The organism is Cytobacillus firmus, from assembly GCF_023612095.1.
In the GTDB taxonomy this organism is placed as follows: Bacteria; Bacillota; Bacilli; order Bacillales; family Cytobacillaceae; genus Cytobacillus.
In genome coordinates this window covers 2,826,282-2,844,241 of sequence record NZ_CP086235.1, presented here as the reverse complement: position 1 = coordinate 2,844,241, position 17,960 = coordinate 2,826,282, and the positions used below count along the sequence as shown (strand labels likewise).

Genomic DNA, 17,960 nt, shown 5'->3' with positions numbered 1-17,960 from the left:
GAACTCTGCAAAAGGAGTTTTTTATTTGTTTAAGGGAACAAGATTTAGTTATCCAAATTTTGGTGAATAATATCACTTTAATCGTTATAATAAAATCAAATATACAAATAATTAGGTACATTGAGGGGAGAATGCTCTTGATCATCCCAGCAAAAAATAAACCTGTTTTACCCTTGACGATAAGTGTAAAAGAAATAGAATCCATTGTTGAATGGTTCGATCAGCATCAGCGATCCCTCTATATACTCGGCTGGTCCTATCTGGGGAACCAACTTAAAATTGAGGAGCTATTTTATCGTGCCATTTTACAGGTGCATAAGGAGCTGCCGAAGTTTAAGAACAGCACATCATTTGAACTGCGGGTTTTATCTATTTTTATTCGTATCTGCAGGGAGCTTTCTATTGAAAATAGTTTAATAGCTTCAGAGGAAAGTGTATTTCATGCACTGCAGCAGTTAAAAGAGCAGGAAAGAGAGGTGCTGGTCTTAACCTATATAAAAGGAATCTCCAGAGAGGAAACCGCACAGCTTCTTCAATTGTCATCTGAACAGATAAAGGGGTTTTTATTTTCAGGGTTCCAATTGCTCAGAAAAGGATTGGGAAATGGAGAGGACTATCAGGGCTGCAATGAATACCAAAAGCTTTATGTAAATTACCTGGAAAGAAAACTGGAACGGCCGCGGAAAATCGATTTTGAAATGCATATCTATCATTGCCATAACTGCCAGGATGATCTGGCATCTCTGCAGGAAACCATCTTGAACTTCTCTGAAACCATTGAGACATTCAGCATACCTGCAGGTTTCATAGAAAACGTAAAAGAACGAGTCTCACAAAGGGAAAATCTCCTTAAACAAAAAAAGACTAAGCGTAAAAGAATTGGACTTATTTCAGCAAGTGTCCTCGTCTTCTTCATGTGCACAGGTTTTTTCACCGGGATTTTTTCGAAAGTCTATTTCTCATTGACAGAAGAAAATCAGGAGCTGCGCATTTTTCTCCAGGAGGATTTAGGTGAAAGGCTCGGGCTGGAAGCTGAAAGCAATGGGGTTAAAATAAAGATTAAGAGTGTAATTGCTGATGAGATTCAAACTCTTATTTTTTATGAAATAGAAGATGCCAATGAGAACAATCAATATATGATTAACATTGATGATGGCATTTTTATTGAGGACGAAATGAAAATAATGGCGGCAAATACCTATCCTATGTATATACCGCCAGAAATGGAGTCAGATCTTAATAAAAAGGAAAAGAACATTTATCATGGGAAAATGAGTCTGAGGCCGCTGAAAGAAAATGAAGCCACCATTCAGCTCAATATTAATAAGATTATGAAATTAAAACGAAACTCTTCAGATTCATTTGTGAATATGGAACCGGAAGAAGGGAAGTGGAACTTTGACATTCCTGTTACAAAAAGTCCCTCCATCGAGTATGCATTGAATGAAGAAGTTGAAATTGAGGGGATAGCAGTCTTGATTGATAAACTAATCCTTGCTCCAACAGGAACAATTCTGCAATATGGGCTCAAAAATGAACAGCCGGAGAAGCGGATTGACATGATCAATTTTAAAAATCTGGAAATTAACAAAAAAGTAGCTGAAGCTGATTTATACGGGAACTCATACGTGCATGCACAGCCTGATTTAAGATGGAGCAAGTTCCAGGCGCATTTTAAACCACTATTTGAAAAAGAAACCGATGAAGTCAAAGTTCGATTCGATAGTGTTTATTTGTCAATTGTAGACAATAAAACGATTGCCCTTAATGCTTCGAAGGAATATCCGCAAACCTTTGAATATGCGGGCAGTACCATTTCAATAGATAAGGTGGAAATGGGTCAGTCTGCTACTGTTGTTTTCAGCAATTACGAAATTAAGAATCGGGCGTATGAATCACTTCATTACAATTTGGTGACTGAAGAAGGTGATGATTTCTCAATGGAGATGGATCATGAAGGAATTATTATAGATCAAAATGGAAAAGAGTATGATATGAAAAAGATTACGCCAAAAATATACGAAGAAATTGAGCAGCCCCGCCACTTCTTTACTGTTCAAAGTACACAGATACATGGCAAGAAAGTGACTCCTAAATCACTGGAGATTTATGGGTATAGCACGACGAAATATTTAGATGATGAAATAGAGCTGGAAACTGAGCTGATAGAAGCAGGTACCTGATTGGTGCCTGCTTGTTTTTATAAAATCATCGACTCCACCAGTTCCGCCCTGATTTTCGTAATATGCCCCTCCATCAATTCCTTTGCTTTATCCCCATTTCCAGAAGCAATAGCCAGATAAATTTCCTTATGCTCCTCGATGGTATCCTCGTAACGGGACAGATCCTTAAACCGATGATTCTGGGTAGCTCTAATGGTTTCTTCCATATGTCCTTTGAGGGTATGGATCAATTCAATGAAAATCGAGTTATGGGTGGCCTCGGCAATTCCGACGTGAAAGTCCAGATCTGCTTTTAACCCTAACTCGGGATCTTTTATGGACAGCGCCATATTATGTAAAGCAATACGCAGCTTTTCCAGGTCTGCCGGGGTGGCTCTTTTGGCTGCAAGGAAGGAGGATTCAGCTTCCAGTGCACGCCTCAGTTCAAGCATTTCATATACCAGCGGGTTTTCTGCTTTGACAGCTGTGAGGATCACTTCTTTGCTTGATTGGATATCAGAGACTTTAACGTAGCTTCCGCCTCCCTGGCGGATATCGATGAGCCCGTTCAGTTCCAGGGTTCTGAGGGCTTCTCTGATGGTTGTCCGGCTGACATTGAATTGAACTGCCAATTCTCTTTCTGAAGGCAGCCGTTCACCTGGTTTAAGATTTCCTCCCAAATAGCATTCTATCAATTTATCTGCTAAAAGCAGATAGGTCTTTTTTTTCTCTGTCATTCCCCGTACCCTCTTTTCAAAATAGGCCTCTCTTACTTTCCTAAATGTAACAGACCTAAAATCTATTAATCAATACTATAAAAATAATAAAATAAATAATTGAATTTTTCTGATAAGTTAGTATAATTAATTTAACTTGTTGGACCAATTATGACATTGGTTTGACCAAATTCCTCGAATAAGAAAGAAGGAGTAGAGATGGAAACAGCGAGTATGACCCTCCTGCAGGCTTTAAGAGAGTTTCTTACTGGGCAGCAGGTGACAGAAAATCAGACAGTAAGAGAATTACATGGCAGGGATGAATCATACCATATGGAGAGTCTTCCTGACCTGGTTGTTTTTCCGGAAACCGCCCAGCAGGTCAGTGAAATTGTGAAGCTGGCAAACAAATACAAAGTTCCAATTGTTCCTTTTGGACTGGGATCCAGTCTTGAGGGGCATGTGATACCGTACGAACATGGAATTACGATTGATTTTTCGCTTATGAATAAAGTTCTCGAAGTACGTGAGAATGACTTTCTTGTTAGGGTGCAGCCTGGTGTGACCCGCACACAGCTCAACAAGGAATTAAAAAAGTATGGATTGTTTTTCTCTGTGGATCCGGGAGCGGATGCTACGCTTGGCGGAATGGCAGCAACGAATGCCAGCGGAACTACTTCTGTAAAATATGGAGTCATGCGTGATCAGGTGCGTGATCTTGAAGTGGTACTTGCTGATGGGTTGATCATACATACAGGTAATTTAGCTGCTAAATCCTCATCCGGATACCATTTGAATGGTTTATTCGTTGGTTCAGAGGGGACGCTTGGCTGCTTTACGGAATTGACATTAAGAGTTTATGGAATTCCGGAGCACGTGATGGCAGCAAGAGCTTCTTTTCCATCATTGAACGATGCGGTTGAAGCGGTTGTTTCCATATTACAGGCAGGTGTTCCGATTGCGAGGGTGGAGCTTGTGGATGAACCATCCATGAAGCAGGTAAACCTGTTCAGTGAAACAAACTATAACGAAAGCCCAACACTCTTTTTGGAGTTTCACGGCAATGAAGCCGGCTTGAAGCAGGATGTCGCATTTACAAGAGAAATTGTTGAAGACCATCATTGTCTCGATATAGAATTTGAAACTGATAATGCAGCAAGAAATCGCTTGTGGGAGGCCAGACATAACCTTGCTTATGCCTATATCCATGGCCATCCAGGAAAGAAAATGATGGTGACGGATGTTTGTTTGCCGATTTCAGAACTTTCTGGCGCTATCAGCCATGCGAGGGAAGCGGTCGATACTCTGGGACTTCCTGGAGGAATCGTCGGACATGTGGGGGACGGAAATTACCATACACTCCTGATGATTGATATGAGTAATCCCGAAGAGGTGGCAAAAGCAGAAAAGTTCAATGAACAAATTGTTCTCTATGCTCTCGAACGGGGCGGTACCTGTACGGGTGAGCATGGTGTAGGGATAGGCAAGCAGAAGTATCAGCAAGAAGAACATGGTCAGGCGCTTCAGGTTATGGAAAAAATCAAACATGCCCTTGATCCAGATAATCTTTTCAACCCAAATAAAATCTTAAAGACAAAAGAAGGAGCATGATGATATGAAGGTATTAGAAGCGGTCAGTACCATTGCAGGAAAATATTTTGCGGTGTGGGTTATCTTAACATCGGTTATTGCTTTTATGTTTCCAGACCCATTTTTAGGTTTGGGAGGCTATATCACCATCCTTCTCGGGGTCGTCATGTTTGGAATGGGACTTACACTGAAGGCAGTCGATTTTAAAATCATCTTTACGAAACCTCTGCCTGTGTTAATCGGTGTTTGTGCACAGTTCATTATCATGCCGCTTGTCGCTTTCATCATTGCGAAACTTTTGAATTTGCCGGCAGAATTGGCAGCCGGACTTGTTTTGCTCGGATGTGTACCAGGGGGAACGGCCTCTAACGTTATGGTGTATCTGGCAAAGGGAAATGTACCATTGTCCATCGCCATGACTTCCGTTTCAACTTTACTGGCGCCAATCATGACACCGCTGCTTCTCCTGTTGCTTGCGGGACAGTGGATGCCGGTTGATGCTGTTGCCATGTTTATGTCTATTGTCCAGGTTATCATTCTACCGATTGTTCTTGGTTTGGCTATCAAGAAATTCTTCCCGTCAGCCGTGGAAAAAAGCTTAACTGTTTTACCGCTTATTTCAGTAGCGGCAATTATCACGATTGTGGCTGCAGTCGTTTCAGGCAATTCAGCAACCATTGCCGCATCAGGGCTTCTGATTTTTACAGCTGTCATGCTCCACAATGGATTCGGACTCCTGCTTGGCTACTTTGCAGGAAAAGTGCTTGGTCAGGATGAAGTAAACCGAAGAGCAATTGCTATTGAAGTTGGCATGCAGAACTCAGGTCTGGGCGTTGCACTTGCTACCGCTCATTTTGGTCCATTGGCAGCACTGCCAAGCGTTCTGGCTGCTGCCTGGCATAACATTTCAGGGCCGATTCTGGCGACTTATTGGTCAAAGAAACCTGCTGTTGAAAGGGAAGAGGAGACGTCAGTTCGTCCTGTTGAAGTGAAATTGTAGGAATGTAATTTGGGGCCTGCTTTTATCTGCATGAAAAAGAACTGATAATAGCGGGCAAATCCAGCGTAGCCTATTTTCTGTATGAGCGGGCAGGTATACCGGGAACAATTTTATGCGGGTCAGGAAGTAGTTAAAAATCAGAATTAAGACTTTAAAAAGCTGCTCATATCATTGGGCAGTCTTTTTTTGCATTTTAATAAAAATAGTGTTGACTAACAGAAAATTTTGGAATATATTTTAATTAACAATTAACAAACTGTTAATTAAAAAAGAGGTGAACAAAAATTGAAAAACAAATTCATTACACCAGATGGCTATACAAGTGATATTGCCGTTTTTACTATTACTTCAGAACAAACGGGAGAATATAAACCTCCAAAAAAAGAGTTGAAAATGATGCTAATCAGACGAAGCGAACTGGATCAGGAAGGAAATCCGAATATGGAAGCAGGAAAGTGGGCGCTGCCGGGAGGGTTTGTACGTCCTGGTGAGTCAGCACTGCAGGCTGCAGAGCGCAAGCTGTCGGAGGAAACCGGAGTGGAGGGGCTGAAAATAAAGCATTTTGGTGTCTACGATTCTCCCGGCCGGGATCAGCGGGGATGGATTATATCTAATGCGCATTATGTTATTGCTAATGAAGCGGACTTAAGGACCCGGAAAACAACATATGACGCATCTGAAGTTAAGCTGTTTACTCTAGAAGAGGCTCTTGAACTTGAGCTCGCTTTTGATCATCGGACAATTATCGATGATGCACTTTGGTTTATTAAAAAAGATATGGCGCTGACAACACTGGCCAAGCATTTTCTTCCTGATGAATTTGTGCTTTCTGAACTGCAGGGGGTCTTATTGACAGTGTTGGATGATCCATCGATCTCGACTGATGCTGCCTTTTTCAGAAAAGCACCGACATTGCCATTTATTGAAGCGGTATCAGAAGACGGAAAGCCAAAGAAATCAAACCGCTATTCTAAAACACCTGCTCAGCTTTATCGATTCAATGATTACCAGCCGATTGTGTCCGTATATAGAAATAAGCTTCAAGGGTGAAAATCCAAATTAACAAAGGGGAGAGATTCACATGGGGATTTTTAAGAACTGGACCCGGTTTGAAATAATATGGCTAATAATATTTACATTGGTCAACATTTATCTTTTCTTTGTCTGGTCAGATTCACTGCTTGGCCTGATTTCATCCATAAGCGGCATGTTATGTGTGGTGCTGGTGGCAAAGGGGAAGATTGCCAACTATTACTTTGGCATCGTTCAGACCCTTACTTATGCTTATATTGCTTATGGATATGGTCTTTATGGAGAAGCCATGCTCAATGCCCTGTTTTATTTTCCTGTGCAATTTATTGGTATTTATCTGTGGAAGCAGCATAAAACCAATCGGGATGTTAAAGGGGAAGATGTGAGAGTTAAAAGCCTGACGAAAACAGGCTGGATCTATACATTAGCATCTATCGCCGTCCTTACAATTGGATATGGGTTTTTCCTAAGATATTTAGAGGGTAATTTTGTCTGGACGGATTCCGCTACAAACGTTCTTTCTATAACTGCGCAAATACTGATGCTAAAGAGATTTGCAGAGCAATGGATCCTCTGGATCTCTGTAAATGTATTATCCATTATCCTTTGGGCGGGTGCTCTCATCACACAGGGCGGCAATGACTTTTCGATGCTAGTCATGTGGACTGCTTTCCTGGTTAACAGTATTTATGGATACATCAACTGGCGGAAACTATATGTGAAACAGAATAAGGAGGGGGTTTAAATGACAGTCGGGTTTATTGGAGGCAAGTTTCTTCCCTGCATCTTGGCCATGTCTATGCCATTGTTCAGGCCTCATCCATCGTTGACGAACTGTACGTTGTGCTGTCCCATAGCGAACTGCGTGACAGGCAATTGTGCGAGCATTCTAAAATGGCTTATATTCCGCCGCATATCCGTTTGCGCTGGCTCAGTCAATTAACTAAAGATATGCCGCATGTGAAGGTCATTTCCATAAAAGACGATCAGGGGGATGAAAATTACAATTGGGCAGAAGGTGCTAGTAATATAAAAAAGGCAATTGGAAAGCGCATTGATTATGTATTTAGTTCAGAGTATGAATATAACGATATTTTTAATGAACTTTATCCAGAGGCCAAACACGAATTGATTGATCCCAATCGTAGATATGTGAATATTTCGGCAACAGCAATCCGTAATGAAGGCGTTTTTCATCATTGGGAGTACATCCCTGACTTTGTAAAACCTTATTTCGTTAAAAAGGTTGTTGTAGCAGGGACTGAAAGCTGCGGTAAATCTACCTTGACTAGAAATCTTGCTAAAATTTACAACACTTCCTATGTGGAGGAATATGGCCGAACCGTATGCGAAGAATTAGGCGGCTGTGATGGGATTATGGTTAAGGAAGATTACCACAAAATTGCCTATGGCCATAAGCTTGAAGAAATCAAGGCGATTGAAAAAGCAAACAAAGTTGTTTTTATCGATACGGAGGCAATTGTGACTCAATTCTATTCCAACCTTTACAACGATGAACATCAAGCAGTACTGGATGAAATTGCAAACCTGCAGGATTATGACCTGTGGCTATACCTGGAACCTGATGTGAAATGGGTGGATGATGGACTTCGGGTTCACGGAGAGAATGAGGTAAGACTCCAAAACAACCAGGCTTTAAAAACATTGCTGAAAAATCATAATGTTGATTATAAAATACTGAGCGGTGATTACAAGGAACGGTTTCAGAGTGCAAAAGGGCATATTGAAGAACTGCTGAAAATTTGAGAGAGTGTTTGACAAAAAAAATAATTTTTTTAAAAGCTAATGAAACCATTTCATTTCGTATAACTTCAATAATATGGTTTTCCTAATGAAGAAGATACATGTGTATATTTTCCTCTTCATCAGGAATTTTCTTGTAAAAAAACATCTTTTTTAAAGGCTGTTTTCGCAAAGTTTGTTGCTATTTATATTATATTTACTGAGTTGATTGTAGTGGAAGGTGCGAGACTCCTACGGGAGTAGCGGGACAGGTGAGACCCCACAGACGCGCAGCGTCGAAGAGGCTCACTGCCCGCCCCGTGGAAAGCGAGCAACCTGGAGCGGAAATCAACGGACAACATTGTTAAGCGAAAAACAACAATTTATACGAAAAGAGCATTTTTAAAAGATAGAAAAAGATACACCAAGAACTTATTTTTCGGATGCAAACAATTTAAGCTCTTCTTTATCCAAAGTTATTGTTCCTTCATAGTTCATGCCGATCTTTTCAAGCAGCCTGGAGGAAGCATAATTGTCTAGGGATGTAATGGCCAGGATCCGTTCCATATCCAGCTGTTCATGACCATATTTCAATGTAGCAGAAGCTGACTCAAACCCATAACCTTGCGTTTGATATTTGGATAAAAAAGCAAAACCAATATCAACATTATCTAAAGTATCCCGTTTTATCAATCCGCACAGTCCAATAGGAATGCTTCCTTCCTTTCGCTCAACTAGAAAAAGGCCAAAGCCAAATTGAGAATACATTTTCTTGGGTCCGGTCAAAATATAATTCTTAGCATCCTCAAGTGTACGTACACCTTTATCGCCAATATAACGAATCCATGCAGGTTCATTTAAAAGTTCGAGAATGAATGCTGCATCATCCGGTGTTAACCAGCGAAGAATTAATCGGTCTGTTTCAAGTACTTTCAATTATTTTAACACCTCAATCAATTTCCATGCTGTTAACCTTATTTTTCGAAGCATGCTATAACAAATATACATCTTAAAATAATAATAGAGCAAATTGAATTTTCATATTTCTTGACTGGTAATTCTCCCATTGATTCACTAATGAGTTATCACTGTAAACCTGTTAGCCTTATAAGTGGCCTGTTTTTGCCTAAAAACTACAAACAGGAGGTTTACACATGAAAAATTTGGTAACATTTGTTGCTGCTATTTCACTCATTATGGGTTCATATAGTATGTTTCCTGCTGATCATTTCGATGCTGAAACAGTGGATCAGAAAGCTGCAGAAACACTAACATATAAAAAAGTTGAGGTTGACGTGAAGGAGTCATCATCAACGGATCATCGTTTTATTAAAGAAGAAGAAAAAAAACTGCTTGCACGTCTTGTACAGGCTGAAGCAGAAGGGGAGCCGTTTGAAGGAAAAGTAGCGGTTGCTGACGTGGTTCTGAATCGTGTCGAGCACGAACAATTCCCGGATACAGTCAAAGATGTTATTTATCAGAAGAACGCTTTTGAACCTGTTCAAAATGGTTCAATCAATGAACCGGCAAGTAATGAAGCAGTTCAGGCCGTTGAGACAGCTCTTATTGATAAGGAGCAAAACGAAGAGTTCCTATATTTTTATAACCCTGACACAGCTACAAGTCAGTGGATCTTTTCACGTGAAGTTGTGAAAAAAATAGGCAATCATGCATTTGCTATATAAAGGCGCGTACAGCTTAAAAGCTGCGTGCTTTTTTTGTAGCTGAAAGAACTAAACTAAAGGAAATGATAGGAATATGGCGAATTAAATTTAAACGAAAAGCGCTTTTTCTCTCCTATTTGTTATACTTCGTACCTGGCCCCTGGTGTAAACCCATTACATCAATCCCTCAACTAGTTTATAATTAATATGATGTCCAAGTGAAATGTCGTGGCATTAAAAGACTGAAAGAAGCAGTAAGAAGGTGAACAAAATCAACATCATCGAAACAAGGGTAAGAAGCTTCATTGAAGATATTCAGCACCCGAAGCAAAAGAAGAAGTTAAACATAAATGATTTGGAATTTCAGCTGCGCAAATTGCTGGATGATTATTATGAAATGGACGGTTATTCGCTATTTTATGAAGCCATTCAATCATTGCAGGATGAAGGGCAGCTGACACCTATACATAACCATCAATATAACGGGAAAACACCTACTCTGCCTTTATATTTCTGGGTGAACGTGAAACCTCACACCGACAAATGGGATCGTCTGGAGATGATGAAGTTAAGTGATCGGTTCGATTTTTCGTTTTATGAACGGCACCCTGAATGGCAGACAGAAGAGGAATGGAGCCGGATCATGAATTTATATGGTTTTCTCCAATCCAGCGGCGAACGGGAAATCGTTTCACTTGAGGAAAGAAGCCTGGAGCTGTTCGGCCATGAAAAATTCCTGCAGGATGTAGTCAGTTTTCCTGATGGAAAAGGTTTTTTAGCGCGAATTTGTGTATCTGAAGAGCAGCTGAAAGTGGTGAAATACGGCGAGCCTTTTGTGTTTTGGATGAAGCAGGGAAAAGAAATTAAAGATGTTCAGCGAGTGCTGATTGTCGAGAATCTATCATTCTTTCATACTAGCATTCAATTATTGGAAAGCGATTTGCTCGATTACGAGCCGGAACTGATAATCTATGGGGAAGGCACGAAAATTGAACGGAGCTTTTCGTTCTTCTTTAAAATTTTTCCGGCTAAATCGTATCTATTCTATTATGCAGGAGATCTTGATGCGGCTGGCTACGGGATTATGACCAGGCTGATTGAAAAGTATCCGGAATGCTGCATTCAGCCTGCATTGAAGATTTACCGTAAAATGCTTGAATGTCTGGATCAAAGAAATGAACAGAAATCCGGACAGCTTCTAAATCTTAAATACCGTGATGCGTTCTTCCGGTGGTTTACGGAAGAAGAGCAGGAACTCTTATTGCAATTATGGCAGGAGAATAAACGAATTCCTCAGGAAGTCTTAACAATTGAAACATGGAGGAGATGGATGTGAACGAGTCATGGGAAGGATTCGCCCAACGGATGCAACGTTTAAACCCGCTGTTTGAGCTTGGAAGAGGAATGGAAGTCGGAGAGCTGAAGCCTCATATCCAGACGATTCTGATGCAGGTGCTCCTCACCATTTTTTACAGAGAATTGAATGATGATGATCATCGGAGAAAATCGGATATCAAATATATGGTGGAAGATTCGATTAAACAAATGAAGCTATTGGCTGATGAGAAGCAGGTTGAACGAATTACAAGCGGGCTTCTTTATCAAGGAAAAGAAGAGTACAGCAGGCCGTTTGAAGCCCTTTATTATGATGAAATCAGGCAGTCATGGGAGACGCAGGTTTTCCGCTATGTGACAATGGATGAATTATATACAAACCTGGAGATGGGCGGATCGATTGTTTACAAGCTCACAGATATCTCACAGGAAATGATTTTCATGAGCAGGGAAATGGCGGAGGAATTCTCGATCACCATTGAACAGCTCTACAGTATGCAGCTGATTAAAAACGGTAATTTCCGCAAAGCTACCCGAAACCTCGATCACCTCATTTCACGGGTCAACCGCTTAATGGCAAGAGAATTCTCCTTTCAAAAAGAAATGATCAATAATCCCAAAATCTTATTGATGGAAGAAGAAATGCAAAGAGCTGATAACCGTGCGGAAATTGAGAAGCAATTTGAAGAAGAGAAAAATCACTTCCGTACCATCAGCAGTATGATTGAGAAGACAAAACGAAGAAACGAGGAAGATGATCACATTCAAAGAGAGTTGATCCTCCTGCAGGAAAAGATCGGCCATACAAGACAATTGCATGATCGTTTTGCCAAGCTTGTGATTCAGAATATATCCTATGAAATGAAATTAAAAGCGGAAAACCCTTCGCTGTTTTGGGAAACGAGCCTTGTTTCGTTTCGGGAGCATATTTATGAAAACTGGTTCATGAAGGAGGGGGTATCTTCCTTCGATCAAGTTGAGAAGATACTGGGCCCTTTGTTTTCGCCAAAGAATGAATTTATTTTGCCCTTGGATTGGATCTGGGGAGAACAGGAATTTGATGAAAAGCAGCTCACAGAGACGATGGAGGAAGAACCGGAAGACGAAAGCATTACCCATCAGCGGGTAACGAACTGGGATTCTGTCATCAAGGCCTGGAGCTATGTGTTTCAATATTTGCAGACATACGGAGAGTTTTCTCTGGCTGATTTAACGACATTGCCGCTTGAGGTACAGGATTTATGGTTTGAAGAATCGGAAACGATTGATTTATGGATGATGTTTGATAAAAAGCCGCTGAAGGTTCAGGTGCTACACCGGAAGGAAGAGAGCTTGAGCGATGAGAGGGAAATTCTTCTTTATAAGCTTATGCAGGAGTATCCGCAATTCCAGGTGTTTGAAGGATTGAAACTTTATACCGAGTTTGATCATCGGGCGGAACCTTTCCACTGGTATCAAATGAAAATTACTCCGTTTAAAATTTCTGTTCAGGAGGAGAAATGATGAGTGCAGAAAGTATTAAGACTGCATCAGCAGTTTATTTCACGCTATTAAAAGACAAGGTCATCGATGAAAACAGCGAGCACTTTCAGGCGTATTTCGATCCTGATGTAAGACAGACGGTACTTTTACTGGCAGACGAATCCGGGACCTTTATCATTGAATCGCCGAAAAGGATTCAGCTCGTTGTACAGCCGACCGGCTCTGTTTTTGCGACGAATTTTACACATATGAAGGACAGGCATAAACAGGTTGAAACCAAAAAGCATTTTCACCTGATGAGCGTGGTCATTATGGCATTCCTGTCGGGCATCGACCGCAATCAGGCGGCTAAGATCCGCACGAAGCGCGAAGGGATCAGCTTTTATACATTGGAACGGCAAGTGAATGATGTCATCATGAATTGGGATAGTCTGCTTAAAGCAAAGCCGGATTTCGGAGAAGAAGAAAAAATTGATATGAGAGACGTTGTGACGACATGGAAATACATGGAGGTCGACACAGATGATTACGGAGCCAGGAAAGCCAATCGCAGAACGCGGATCGGTTTGATTGCAAGTGCTATGCGTCTTTTGGAAACAGAAGGACTCATCGTCATCCTGGATCGGGAGGATATACCGAAGGCGATTCCAAAGCAGGAGTTATTTGAACGGATTGAATATCTGTATCATGACTACGACCGTTATGAAATGTTCAAGGAATTAATGAAAACAGAGGAGGATCAGCATGCCGAAAATACATCGAATTAGAATTGCCGGCCTGAAATATGATGGCATGCAAAAGCAGTATAGGGACACCACGTTTAATTTTCATAATGAGGAAACCTCTACAAATGGCCTCATTTCCATGATGAATGGAGGAGGGAAAGGTGTTTTCCTGCAGACCATATTTCAGATCCTTAAGCCGGGTACCGCATGGGGAAAGCAGAATAATCGCTTTTATCAGCAATTCTTTTTTAATAATAAAGAGCAGTTTATTCCTTATACCTTTCATGTTCTCATACAGTGGGAGCTCGACGGGGCTGACAGCAGGCATTTAGTGACGGGCGGAATGTTTTCAGCAGACCAGCGTATTTCAATGAATGAAGAGAGCGGAGAAAGCAAACCTCTTGAACAGGAAGCGAAAATTGTCCCGAATATTACCTTTTATACAAGGGAGTTTGAACGAAAAGAAGAAGCATCTCTTGAACATATTCCGCTCTATGAAGATGGAGAACTGGCTGAAACAGAAGGCCTGAAGGATTATTTAAAATGGAATGGGTACGATGTTTACCGGGATACAAAGAAACACTACCGAATTCTGGATACATATGGGATTAACCGAAAAGATTGGGATATTATGAAGGACATTAATAAGGATGAAGGCGGCGTCGGAAAATTCTTTGAAGGTGCTGAAGATGATCATTCCCTGTTCCAAAAGCGGATCATTCCTACAGTCAGTCAGGTTCTGCACCGGACGGAGCATCAGAAGAACGATCTTGTGGAGATTTTCAAGAGTCAGGCAAGCATCGCAAAGGACCTCCCTGTTTTGCTGAAAAGAGAGCTGGCACATAAAGAGTTCCTGGAAGATATTCTTCCTTTTGAAGAGAGCCTGGCAAAGGGTGTCGGGCATAAGGAAATTGTAGAGGACAGCATTAAGGCCGGAAGACAGCTGCTTGGCGCTTTGGAGCATTTGAAGAAAACGGAAGAAGAAATACTCATTGATCTGGAAAAGGAAATCGAAAAATTAACAGGCAGGCAAGTGGATCTGCGTTTTCAGAAAGATAATCTTGAGTATGCAAAAGCTCACCGGGAAGTGCTGGATTGGGAGAAGAAATTAGCGGAAGAGCAGAAGAAGCATATTGTTCTGCAGGAATCGGTGAATGAAAAGCAGGAGCGAAAAGCGGAGCTGGCTTTTCAGCTGTTGTTAAAAGAATGGCATGAAGGGGAACAAAGCATTCGCGCGCTTTCCCAGCAAATTGAGAAGCTCGAGCAGAACAGCGGCCTTGAGCAAGTGAATCAAAGAATGGATGAAATCAAAAAAGAGGCGGCACAGCAATGGGAGAAATCCTCTGCTGCCATTAGGGAAGCCCTTCAGCAATATTCCGGTTATCAGAAGTTTTTAAAGAAAAAAGCAAACGACCTGTCTAAGCAGGATAAACAAAAGACCCAGGAAATTGCCCAGCTTCGTACGGAAATTGATTTTCTCTATACCCAGATTCATGAATTTGAATCAAAAGAAGAACAGCTTATCAAGGAATTCGGTGACCGTATTACCTATGATTTAACTGGGTTTGTAGAAAACCTAAATAAACAGATAGAAACCAAAGAAGCAGCACTCGAAGATCTGCAGGCAAAAGAAAATAGATCAAATGAAAAGCAGAATCAGCTTGCTTCTTCCCATGGTACACTCGCACAATCCATTCAGTTTTCAGAAGAAAAGTGTGAAGAGCTAAAAAAGAAAAGTGAAGAGCAGAAGCAAAAAGAAACAAAGCTGTTCGATCAGCTCCAAGGTGTTCTTCAAGGTGTCACAGCTCCATTCACAAATGCTCTTTTATCAAAATATGCCATTGAAGTGGAAGAGCTACTCGTTCAAAATCGCGAGCAAGGGGAAGAGTTAAAGAAAGCGCTCTGGGAAACGCAGCTGGATTATGCCTTGAATGATGAGCATTTCTGGATTGCCAATAATGATGTGAAGGAACTGAAGGAATGGATTGATGAAAAGACGGGGATTGACGTATTTTACGGATCCCAATTTCTCCAATCCTTAAAGCCGGATGAAATGGCGAGCCACATGCTTTCTCATCCTCTTCTGCCGTACGGCTTAGTAGTCAGCAGGCCGCAATGGGAAAAGATCAATAAGCAGGTCCTAAGCGGAAGGATTTATAAAAGTCCTGTCCCGATTTTTATGCGGGAAGATATGGCGGATGAAAATCAGCAGAATGCCTTCGTGATGATCACTGGGACGGAGAAGGAGCTGCTGACGGATAAAAATCAGTTCACAAACTGGAAAATTCAGATTGCGAAACAGATAGAAGAAAAGAAAGATACACTTGCAGAGTTAGAAAAAACAGAAACAGCACTGCGCCGTATTATAAAAGAAATCGACCGATTCCTTTCCCATGAACTTGCCGGTGATATCGAAAAAGTACTGCTTCAGGAAAAGGAAGTGCTGCTTTCGAGGAAAACGGAATTGCAGGCTATCATAATGCAGGAGGAAAAAGAAAAAGAACTGCAGCTGGGACTTAGAGAACAGCTGGAAAAGACGAAGAAAAAGATTGAAAAATTATCTAAAGATGCCGAAACCTTAGCGGAATTTAACCGTGAAAAGTCAATGCATCAGGAAAATAAACGGGTAAAGCAGGAAAAAGAGAAACAAAAAGAAGCTTTCGAAAAGCTTCAGAATGAGCTGGGTAATGAGCTTCAGACCATCGCTGATCTTCAGGAAAAGTGGAGCCAGACCTATCTGGAATGGAAGCTGTCAGCCGAGCAGAATATTAAGAAGATCAGCTTCTTTATTGACGGTGCTGCTTTTCCAGCCGCTGAGAAAACAGAAGCTTCTGAGGAGGTTCCGCGATTATCACCCTATATTTTAGAAGAAATCAATGGCAGCATTGAGGAGCTTAAGCAGCTTCAAAAATCAAAAGAAGAACAAGCCAGTGAACTGCTCGCGATTCAGGCGACACGAGAATCCGAACAGAAGCAGCAAAAGAAGCTGGAGAAAAAACTTCATGCTCTTAATGAAGAGTGGAAAGATGCTTCTGTACCGGATGAACCAATAAGTATTTTGGAAAATATGCTTCAAACAGCTGCAAAGGAAACAAAAGCAGCAGAAAAAGAAGAGCGTGAGCAGGAAAAGGCCGTAACCATTGCCGAAACATCCTTAAAGCATGGAATGGATCAGCGTAAAAAATCCTCTAAAAAAGTGGCCAAGCATGAGAAGCAGCCTGAAGAATGGGAAGACCTTGATCTGGAAGTGAAGACGGTTGAAATTACTGACCAGACCAAACAGACAAATGCAGAAATAAAGAAAACGGAAGAGCACAAAAAAGAGACAGAACAAAACATAACTGAGTTTGAAAACAATCAATTACATTTATCCGTCATTCTTAAAGAGGAAGCGGCAGCTTTTTCGGATGAGGATATAGCAAAAATAAAGAGTCAAGGAAAGCAAAGCATCCTATCCTGGAGTGAAAAACATCAGGCTATTCAGGATGAAGGGCAAGAAAAGCATGCGAAGATTGAACAGTCACTAAGAAATTTAAAGCTTGCTATTGAAGGCAAGGATTGGGAAATCCGTTTTAAGAATGAAGTCTTAACTACGCTTGATCATATGGATACAAGGCATTATGCTCATATTCAAAGTGTCGTTCAGAACATGAAGCGCTTTTCACAGAGCGGCTTAGAGCAGCTGGAACGCGATAAAGAACGGGCGGAAAAAGCGCAAAACTTCTGGGCCAGCCGAGCCAGCATGAAGGTGATGAGCATTTCAGAAGCGATTCGCTCGATGATTTCGAAAATGAAGCTGAAGAATGAATGGGGTTCCTTCCCGCTTGTCCAGCTCAAAGAAGACATCCTGCCTAAAAAAGCGGAAGATGTTGAACCTTTACTGAAACAGCATTTTGTTTCAGCCATTAACAAAATTACAAAGCGATTCGAGATGATTGATGACAATAATCTGGAGCTTGATCAGGAAATTAAACAGCTTATCAGTGATGAGCAGATTTTATTTGTCTCTCTCAGAAATCGTTACCCAGAACTGTTGGTTTATAACATGCGTACTGATAATGCCTTCATGTACGGAAAACCGCAGCGTGAGCATTATTCAACCTGGCAGACGATCAACCAGGGTTCAAAAACAAAATCCGATGGCAGCGGCGGTCAAAAGCTATCTGCCCGCATGGTCATGATGATGATGCTTCTTTCTGTTAAGAGTGAAACCGATCAAAGCTGGGTTCCGTTAGTCTGTGATAATCCGTTTGGACAAGCGGCTTCTGCCCATGTGCTTGACCCGATTTTCGCTGTAGCCGATAAGCTGAAGTTCCAATTCATCGTCGTCACTCCGCCTGAATTGGTGAAAACAGAGATCAGCCAGAGGTTTGATGCGTACTATAAATTGGATTTCATCCGGGAAAAAGGGAAAGAGATTGTGTCGGATACGATTGTACCTGCGTTTCGAATTTATCAGGGAGAGGAAGCTGTTCATTAGATTAAAAGAATGAAATATTGCCATTTAACAA

General features: G+C 41.3%; 13 protein-coding genes. 11 read left to right on the top strand and 2 right to left on the bottom strand.

What is annotated here, in order from left to right; translation table 11 throughout:
* Positions 1–131: 131 nt before the first annotated feature.
* Complete coding sequence (locus tag LLY41_RS14315) at positions 132–2,183, top strand: DUF4179 domain-containing protein (RefSeq protein WP_286136692.1); 2,052 nt, start codon at positions 132–134, stop codon at positions 2,181–2,183.
* A 17-nt stretch (positions 2,184–2,200) separates the two neighbouring features.
* On the opposite strand, the gene LLY41_RS14310 is transcribed toward LLY41_RS14315, so the two are convergent.
* A complete protein-coding gene (locus LLY41_RS14310; protein ID WP_095242453.1) occupies positions 2,201–2,899 on the bottom strand; it encodes a FadR/GntR family transcriptional regulator in 699 nt (232 codons plus the stop codon).
* A gap of 198 nt (positions 2,900–3,097) precedes the next feature.
* Between LLY41_RS14310 and LLY41_RS14305 the strand changes: the two genes are divergently transcribed.
* The 5 genes from LLY41_RS14305 (at position 3,098) to nadR (ending at position 8,267) form a co-directional block, all read left to right on the top strand.
* A complete protein-coding gene (locus LLY41_RS14305) occupies positions 3,098–4,489 on the top strand; it encodes an FAD-binding oxidoreductase (RefSeq protein WP_304585700.1) in 1,392 nt (463 codons plus the stop codon).
* Positions 4,490–4,493: 4 nt separating this feature from the next.
* The gene (locus tag LLY41_RS14300) at positions 4,494–5,468 is read left to right on the top strand and encodes a bile acid:sodium symporter family protein (RefSeq protein ID WP_304585699.1); all 975 of its coding nucleotides are present in this window, start codon (positions 4,494–4,496) and stop codon (positions 5,466–5,468) included.
* 285 nt (positions 5,469–5,753) lie between these two features.
* Positions 5,754–6,518: an NUDIX domain-containing protein gene (locus LLY41_RS14295; protein ID WP_304585698.1), complete on the top strand. Its 765-nt coding sequence runs from the start codon at positions 5,754–5,756 to the stop codon at positions 6,516–6,518.
* A gap of 31 nt (positions 6,519–6,549) precedes the next feature.
* Positions 6,550–7,245 carry a nicotinamide riboside transporter PnuC gene (gene pnuC / locus LLY41_RS14290; RefSeq protein WP_304585697.1) on the top strand — a complete coding sequence of 232 codons (696 nt, stop codon included), beginning with the start codon at positions 6,550–6,552 and terminating at the stop codon, positions 7,243–7,245.
* 35 nt (positions 7,246–7,280) lie between these two features.
* Positions 7,281–8,267 carry a multifunctional transcriptional regulator/nicotinamide-nucleotide adenylyltransferase/ribosylnicotinamide kinase NadR gene (gene nadR / locus LLY41_RS14285; protein ID WP_370460342.1) on the top strand — a complete coding sequence of 329 codons (987 nt, stop codon included), beginning with the start codon at positions 7,281–7,283 and terminating at the stop codon, positions 8,265–8,267.
* A 408-nt stretch (positions 8,268–8,675) separates the two neighbouring features.
* Here the strand turns inward: nadR and LLY41_RS14280 are convergent, their stop codons facing one another.
* Positions 8,676–9,179 (bottom strand): GNAT family N-acetyltransferase, encoded by a 504-nt coding sequence (locus tag LLY41_RS14280; RefSeq protein ID WP_095242461.1) that lies wholly within the window; start codon positions 9,177–9,179, stop codon positions 8,676–8,678.
* A gap of 218 nt (positions 9,180–9,397) precedes the next feature.
* Here LLY41_RS14280 and LLY41_RS14275 point away from each other — a divergent pair, with 218 nt between their 5' ends.
* The 5 genes from LLY41_RS14275 to LLY41_RS14255 all read left to right on the top strand — a co-directional run bounded on the left by LLY41_RS14275 (position 9,398) and on the right by LLY41_RS14255 (position 17,929).
* Complete coding sequence (locus tag LLY41_RS14275) at positions 9,398–9,928, top strand: cell wall hydrolase (RefSeq protein WP_095242462.1); 531 nt, start codon at positions 9,398–9,400, stop codon at positions 9,926–9,928.
* Between the two features lie 241 nt (positions 9,929–10,169).
* Positions 10,170–11,243, top strand: coding sequence for a Wadjet anti-phage system protein JetD domain-containing protein (locus LLY41_RS14270; protein WP_304585696.1), 1,074 nt, complete (start codon positions 10,170–10,172; stop codon positions 11,241–11,243).
* A complete protein-coding gene (locus LLY41_RS14265; protein WP_304585695.1) occupies positions 11,234–12,745 on the top strand; it encodes a hypothetical protein in 1,512 nt (503 codons plus the stop codon). The genes LLY41_RS14270 and LLY41_RS14265 overlap by 10 nt, the downstream gene beginning before the upstream one ends.
* Complete coding sequence (locus LLY41_RS14260; RefSeq protein ID WP_304585694.1) at positions 12,742–13,491, top strand: DUF6063 family protein; 750 nt, start codon at positions 12,742–12,744, stop codon at positions 13,489–13,491. The genes LLY41_RS14265 and LLY41_RS14260 overlap by 4 nt, the downstream gene beginning before the upstream one ends.
* Complete coding sequence (locus LLY41_RS14255) at positions 13,469–17,929, top strand: coiled-coil domain-containing protein (protein WP_304585693.1); 4,461 nt, start codon at positions 13,469–13,471, stop codon at positions 17,927–17,929. The genes LLY41_RS14260 and LLY41_RS14255 overlap by 23 nt, the downstream gene beginning before the upstream one ends.
* Positions 17,930–17,960: the final 31 nt, after the last annotated feature.

Coding starts and splice junctions, on each gene's coding strand:
- LLY41_RS14315 (WP_286136692.1), top strand. CDS start 132: ATGCTCTTGATCATCCCAGCAAAAAATAAACCTGTTTTACCCTTGACG.
- LLY41_RS14310 (WP_095242453.1), bottom strand. CDS start 2,899: ATGACAGAGAAAAAAAAGACCTATCTGCTTTTAGCAGATAAATTGATA.
- LLY41_RS14305 (WP_304585700.1), top strand. CDS start 3,098: ATGGAAACAGCGAGTATGACCCTCCTGCAGGCTTTAAGAGAGTTTCTT.
- LLY41_RS14300 (WP_304585699.1), top strand. CDS start 4,494: ATGAAGGTATTAGAAGCGGTCAGTACCATTGCAGGAAAATATTTTGCG.
- pnuC (WP_304585697.1), top strand. CDS start 6,550: ATGGGGATTTTTAAGAACTGGACCCGGTTTGAAATAATATGGCTAATA.
- LLY41_RS14275 (WP_095242462.1), top strand. CDS start 9,398: ATGAAAAATTTGGTAACATTTGTTGCTGCTATTTCACTCATTATGGGT.
- LLY41_RS14265 (WP_304585695.1), top strand. CDS start 11,234: ATGGATGTGAACGAGTCATGGGAAGGATTCGCCCAACGGATGCAACGT.
- LLY41_RS14260 (WP_304585694.1), top strand. CDS start 12,742: ATGATGAGTGCAGAAAGTATTAAGACTGCATCAGCAGTTTATTTCACG.
- LLY41_RS14255 (WP_304585693.1), top strand. CDS start 13,469: ATGCCGAAAATACATCGAATTAGAATTGCCGGCCTGAAATATGATGGC.